The 6,125-nt window shown below is 47.9% G+C and carries 5 protein-coding genes; 3 read left to right on the top strand and 2 right to left on the bottom strand.

Features of this window, described 5'->3' with window-relative positions; all coding sequences use genetic code 11:
• Positions 1 to 190: 190 nt before the first annotated feature.
• From PMI05_RS29310 to PMI05_RS29300, 3 genes are all read left to right on the top strand, one after another.
• On the top strand, positions 191 to 1,336 hold the full coding sequence (locus PMI05_RS29310; protein WP_039961658.1) for an alpha-hydroxy-acid oxidizing protein: 1,146 nt from the start codon (positions 191 to 193) through the stop codon (positions 1,334 to 1,336).
• A 233-nt stretch (positions 1,337 to 1,569) separates the two neighbouring features.
• On the top strand, positions 1,570 to 3,696 hold the full coding sequence (locus PMI05_RS29305; protein WP_007729912.1) for a bifunctional diguanylate cyclase/phosphodiesterase: 2,127 nt from the start codon (positions 1,570 to 1,572) through the stop codon (positions 3,694 to 3,696).
• Between the two features lie 112 nt (positions 3,697 to 3,808).
• Positions 3,809 to 4,714, top strand: coding sequence for a DMT family transporter (locus tag PMI05_RS29300; protein ID WP_007729909.1), 906 nt, complete (start codon positions 3,809 to 3,811; stop codon positions 4,712 to 4,714).
• A gap of 57 nt (positions 4,715 to 4,771) precedes the next feature.
• On the opposite strand, the gene nadD is transcribed toward PMI05_RS29300, so the two are convergent.
• Entirely contained in the window at positions 4,772 to 5,410 is a 639-nt protein-coding gene (gene nadD / locus PMI05_RS29295) for a nicotinate-nucleotide adenylyltransferase (protein WP_007729907.1), read from the bottom strand.
• A 29-nt stretch (positions 5,411 to 5,439) separates the two neighbouring features.
• On the bottom strand, positions 5,440 to 5,985 hold the full coding sequence (locus PMI05_RS29290; RefSeq protein ID WP_007729905.1) for a cysteine hydrolase family protein: 546 nt from the start codon (positions 5,983 to 5,985) through the stop codon (positions 5,440 to 5,442).
• Positions 5,986 to 6,125 lie beyond the last annotated feature (140 nt).

The raw sequence follows: 6,125 nt of genomic DNA, 5'->3' as shown, positions 1-6,125 counted from the left end.
ATGAAGACAGTGAAGACAAAGAAACGGGTTCGTCGAGCAGCCAGGAAAGGCAAGAAGAAAAAGTAGCCTTGAAAAAGGCGCATGTGAGAGTGGACAAGCTCGCTAATAGAATTGAGATTAAGACTATTGCGAATTTATGTGAATTGAGATAAAAAAGATGAAAGACGATCGCAGAAAGGAAGCAAACCAGATGACGAAAACAAATGAGGAATCACTCTTATTTACCCGTGTGAACAAAGACACGCAGGCACTGCCGATTTCCATTGAGGATTGGGAGAAAAGGGCGCGAGAGGTTTTGCCGGATGGGCCATTTGATTATGTTGCCGGGGGATCAGGGGCAGAAGAAACGCTGGTAGAAAACCGGACCGCTTTTTCCCGTTGGGCAATCATTCCGCGGATGATGCGGGATGTGACGAATCGCACCCTCGGTATTTCGATGTACAATCAAGCGTTGCGCACACCGATCTTCTTGGCACCTGTAGGCATGCAGACGATTTCACATCCCGATGGAGAGCTGGCGTCTGCCAAGGCGGCAGCAGCAGCAGGGGTGCCGTTCGTAGCCAGTACGGTTTCCGCTCACTCACTCGAACAGATTGCCGAAGTGATGGGCGATGCCTATCGATGGTTCCAGCTCTATTGGTCGAATGATCGGGAGGTTTCTGCGAGCATGGTCAGACGAGCGGAAAAGTCTGGCTATTCTGCCATTGTTCTCACAGTAGATACTGTCATGCTAGGGTGGAAACGCAGAGATTTCCGCAACGGGTATTCGCCACTGCGGGAAGGAAAAGGACTGGCGAATTACTTGACAGACCCTGTTTTTTGCTCGCGACTCCCTGAGGTAACGCCGGAGAATGCAGTGGAGGAAGTGTTGAAAAACATTTATCATCCAGCACTGAATTGGAACGATATCGCCTTTTTGCGTGAGCATACTCGTTTACCAATTTTGGTAAAAGGCATTTTGCATCCGGATGATGCGCGACTTGCTTTAGAGCATGGTGTAGATGGAATCATCGTTTCCAATCACGGAGGGAGGCAGATGGATGGCGCCATTTCTACGCTGGATGCGTTGCCAGCGATTGCCGAGGTGGTAGCTGGCAAAATACCTGTCTTGCTCGACAGTGGCGTGCGTACAGGAGCAGATGTCTTTAAAGCGATTGCTTTAGGTGCCAATGCCATACTGATTGGTCGCCCATTCCTGTATGGACTGGCTGTTGCCGGAGAACAAGGCGTAGCGAGTGTGTTAGATACACTCATCCATGAATTTGACGTCGCAATGGCGCTGTCTGGCAGCAATTCTGTCGCAGACCTCAATCGCAGCATTCTTGCCCGGTTGTAAGGGAAGAAACACGAACATACCCATTGTTGAAAAAAGTGAGCCAGGCTACGTGCACTGGTTCATTTTTTTCGTCTGAACACCTCAAGAAGTTTGCAAAAATGTTGGTTCTCCCGCAGTTGTTCGCGTTGATCTTTCGGAAAAACATGGTAAAATGGAACGAACTTGTATTCAGAACGTTACGATCCTTCTGTAAGGATCATTTTTTTTGACTGTATCCAAAGCAGGTGACTGAAATGAAAAACCAAATGATATCTTCACTTACACCCCAAGATTGGGTAGGGCTACTACGCGAAAAAGATGGTGAGCTGAACATGGTTGTGAATGAGCTGGCAGATGTCAAATACGCTTTGGACCAATCCACGATCTTGGCAATTACAGACCATAAGGGGATTATTTTGCGGGCAAATGAGCAATTTTGCCTCATATCGAAATATGAACGAAGCGAATTGATTGGAAATGACCATCGTATTCTTAATTCGGGTTTTCATCCGAAAGGCTTTTTTACAGAAATGTGGTCTTGTATTCGATCTGGCCAGGTCTGGCGGGGGGAGATTCGCAATCGCGCAAAAGATGGCAGCTATTATTGGGTCGATACTACCATCGTGCCATTTAAGAACCAAGCGGGCGAGATCTATCAATACCTTTCCATTCGCAGTGATATCACAGCTCGCAAGCAGATGGAAGACGAGCTCAAGCGTAGTGAAGAAAAGTATCGCATCATCGCGGAAAACACGTCGGATATCATCAGCATCATCAACCTGGATGGGGAATTTCTCTATTTGTCCCCGTCTCACAAGCGTGTATGGGAGCATACCGTTCCAGATGAGGAAATCCTGAACCTGTTCGAGTGGATTGTAGAGGATGACCGAGATATTTTTGCTTATGCGATTCAGCATGCCTTTTCTACGCGTAAAGAGTACATGGTAGAATGCCGGATTAATACCCAAAGAAACGATGTTATCTGGACAGAAAGCAAAATCAATCCGATCATGGATGAAGAAGGAAATGTGACGAAGCTGCTCCTCGTTACCCGTGACGTCACAGACCGTAAACAGTCCGAAGAGACGATTCACCACTTGGCTTATCACGATGCGTTGACAGACCTGCCGAATCGACGGATGTATGTCCAACAACTTAGCAAGGAAATGATGCAGGCCAAGCGTTTTCAATCGAATCTGGCTGTGCTGTTTTTGGATTTGGATCGCTTCAAGGATGTGAACGATTCGTTCGGTCATGACGTAGGGGATATGTTGCTGATCGAAGCATCAAAGCGTCTACAGGCATGCCTCAAGCCAGGAGATGTCGTGGCCAGGTTGGGTGGAGACGAATTTACGATTATGCAGAACCAGCTGCAAGATCGAAACGAAGCGACTGCATTGGCAGAGCACATCATGAATCAGTTGCAGCGGCCGTTTGAATTGGATGGTCATGTGTTCAATGTGTCGTGCAGCATCGGCATCGCCATGTACCCGCAGGATGGGGACAACCCCGAAGATTTGTTGAAACGGGCCGATACGGCATTATATACAGTGAAATCGCGCGGGAAGAATGGTTATGACTTTTTCGATCCGACGATGGAGGCGAAGTCGCTGGAGCGTATCTTGATGGAAAATGAGATGCGGAAAGCCATTGAACAAGAGCAGTTCCAAATTTACTACCAGCCCAAAATCGATATCGCGACAAGCGCGATGACAGGCATGGAGGCGCTAGTCAGATGGGTGCATCCGGAGCTGGGCATCATCCCGCCGAATCGCTTTATTCCAATCGCCGAGGAGACAGGGATGATTTTGGCGCTTGGGGAATGGATTTTGAAACAGGCGTGCAAACAAAATAAAACCTGGCACGATCAAGGATATACGTTGAAGGTCTCTGTGAATTTGTCAGCGAGACAAATCTATCAAAAAGATCTGGTCGAGATGATTAAGGATATTCTTCGGGAAACAAAACTGTCTCCTAATTGGCTGGAGCTCGAGATTACGGAGAGCATTTTTGTCAAAATGGAAGAGGCGACGGCAGTCCTGCAACAGATTCGGGACATCGGCATCCAAATTTCGATTGATGATTTTGGGACAGGCTATAGCTCGTTTAGTTATATTAAAAGCTTGCCAGTCGATACGATCAAAATTGATGCCTCGTTTATTCGGGACATTCATCACAACCAAGAGAGTCAAGCGATTGTCAAAGCGATTGTCACGATCGCGCAAAGTCTCAATATGAATGTCATCGCAGAGGGAATTGAGTTGCATGATCAAGTAGCGGCTCTAAAGGAAAATGGCTGCGACCACGGTCAAGGCTATTTGTTCAGCAAGCCGCTTCCGACAGATGCTTTCGACCAGTTTCTGCGTCAAGAGCAGCAATAATATGGCAGGAAGCAAAGCCGGGTGAGAACATCCGGCTTCTTCTTTTGTGTGATACTATAAGAGGCGGACAAAAACATAAGTGCAAGTGTGCAGCTAGAAAGGGAGGCCCCTCGTGGGAAAGTTTTCAGGTAGGACTGTTGTCGCTATTGCAGGTTTGGTATTGATGTGGGGATTAAGCTGGTCGATCTACAAAATGTCACTCGCCTATACGCCACCGATTTTATTCGCAGGAATGCGTTCGCTGATTGGCGGACTTCTGCTCGCTTTATTCATTTTACCGAAATGGAAAAAGATCAACTGGCGTGAAAACTGGTTGCGTTATTGTATATCTGCCTTTCTGAATACATTGTGCTTTTACGGCATTCAGACGGTTGGACTCGTGTATTTGCCAGGTGGATTATTCTCTGTGTTGGTGTACTTCCAGCCAATCTTGATTGGACTCTTTGCCTGGTTGTGGCTGGGTGAGAGCATGACGGTGCTCAAGATCATTGGGCTGATCATGGGATTCCTCGGGATACTTGCGGTCAGTGCAGATGGACTGACTGGACAGGTTTCCATCGTGGGCGTCATTTTAGGTTTGTTGACGGCTCTTACGTGGGCGCTAGGCGTGATCTATGTGAAAAAAGTCAGTGCCAAGGTAGATTCGCTGTGGATGGTTACCATGCAATGCATCATTGGTGGCGCGGCCTTAACTCTTTTGGGGACAGGCGTAGAGAGCTGGTCCGACATTGTCTGGAATGTTCAGTATCTGATCGGTCTCAGCTATGGCGCTACATTTGGTGTACCGATTGCCATTGTCATTTACTTTGGGCTCGTGAATGCAGGCGAAGCGAGCAAGGTGGCCGCCTTTACGTTTCTCGTGCCGCTCATCGCAGTTGTCACTGGTACCATTTTCATGGACGAGCCGGTTACGTATTCGCTCATCGCTGGTCTGGTATTGATCGTGTGCAGTATTTGCTTGGTGAACTATCAGAAAAAGATCCAAAAGCCTGTTATTGCCAATACTCTCAATCGTTGATGGAGACGACAAAGAAAACAGCCGACACTTCACAGGTTCGGCTGTTTTTTTATGAGATTATACGTAGGGCTCTTTGTAGATTCCTTTTTCATAAATGTACTGAAGGCAAGCATCTGGCAACAGGAAGCTGGGATCGCCGCCCTTGCGGATTTCGTCTCGGATGTAGGTAGAGCTGATTCCCATATTGATGCCTTTGCTCATAATGAGAAAATGCTCGTCGTGATTGCGCAGTAGCGCGTCCTCTGCGATCAGGTCAGCGGTCGGATAGCCTTCACGCGACATCACGATGAAGTTGAAGCCTGCTACCAGCTTTTCGGCGTTGCCCCAGTTCGACAGTCCCTCTAACAAATCCGACCCCATGATGAAAAAGAGCTCGTCGCTCGGGTACTTCTTTTTCATGTGCATCATCGTATCATACGTATAGGTTTCACCTGGCAAGGCATCCATCTCGACTGTAGAAATTTCGAAAAGAGGTTCGTCATACTTGTTTGTTTTGTGTGTACTGCTTGCTAAAGCCAGTTTGAGCATGTGCAAGCGATGGACGTCCTCTGTCTGCAATTTTTTATCATGACGCTTTGAAGAGCATGGTACGAAAATGACTTTGTCCAGTCGTCTCCGGTGAGCGACGGTCGCTGCCGTGAACAAATGGCTGTACGTTATGGGATCAAAGCTGCTGCCATAAATGCCGATTCGCATAAAAATTGCCTCCTATCGTCATGAGCCTGTTATTTTTTTCGAACAGTCATGCCAAGCTGGTTCTGAAAATGACCGAGAGCCCATTTGTGGCCTTCTGGAAGAAAGCTCGCTACAGCATCCTCGTGGATGACGACAGAAAAGCCGTTATAGAAGCCTTCAATCGCTGTATGCAGTACACAAATGTCCGTGCAGACACCTACCAGATGAATCTCGGTAATACCTCTCGTGCGCAACAATAGCGCAAGGTCGGTACCTTGGAAAGCACTGTAGCGCGTCTTATCCATCCAGTGAATCGTATCTTCGAATTCCTCGTAAATCTCCTGAATGCTGCCATACAAATTCCGGCCAGCCGTACCGATAATGTTATGCGGAGGGTAGAGTCCAGTCTCAGGGTGGTACGGGTCCTGCTCGCGATGAGCGTCGACTGCCATGACGACAAAGTCGCCTTCTGCGAGGAAGTCGCGGATCAGCTCTCCAATGCGTCCTTCAATAGCCTGGCCAGGCTCTCCACAAGTCAATGCACCATCTGTCGCGACAAAATCATTCGTGTAGTCGATCACAATCAAAGCTTTCATGGAAAAAACCTCCTGAATGTGGACTTTTTCAGTAAATCATGGCAGTTGGGGTAAAGCCTGTAAAGCGATAGAGCTTGGCTGGTGAATTCGAAAACTCGGTCGAGTAGACAGGCTGTCCGTCAGCCGATAGAACTGGCTCC

Source organism: Brevibacillus sp. BC25 (assembly GCF_000282075.1).
GTDB lineage: Bacteria > Bacillota > Bacilli > Brevibacillales > Brevibacillaceae > Brevibacillus.
Note: the sequence above shows the minus strand (reverse complement) of the source record. Positions and strands in the feature narration are given on the sequence as shown.

Excerpts from the sequence above, each read along its gene's own strand:
- PMI05_RS29310 (WP_039961658.1), top strand. The coding sequence starts at position 191 with ATGACGAAAACAAATGAGGAATCACTCTTATTTACCCGTGTGAACAAA.
- PMI05_RS29305 (WP_007729912.1), top strand. The coding sequence starts at position 1,570 with ATGAAAAACCAAATGATATCTTCACTTACACCCCAAGATTGGGTAGGG.
- nadD (WP_007729907.1), bottom strand. The coding sequence starts at position 5,410 with ATGCGAATCGGCATTTATGGCAGCAGCTTTGATCCCATAACGTACAGC.
- PMI05_RS29290 (WP_007729905.1), bottom strand. The coding sequence starts at position 5,985 with ATGAAAGCTTTGATTGTGATCGACTACACGAATGATTTTGTCGCGACA.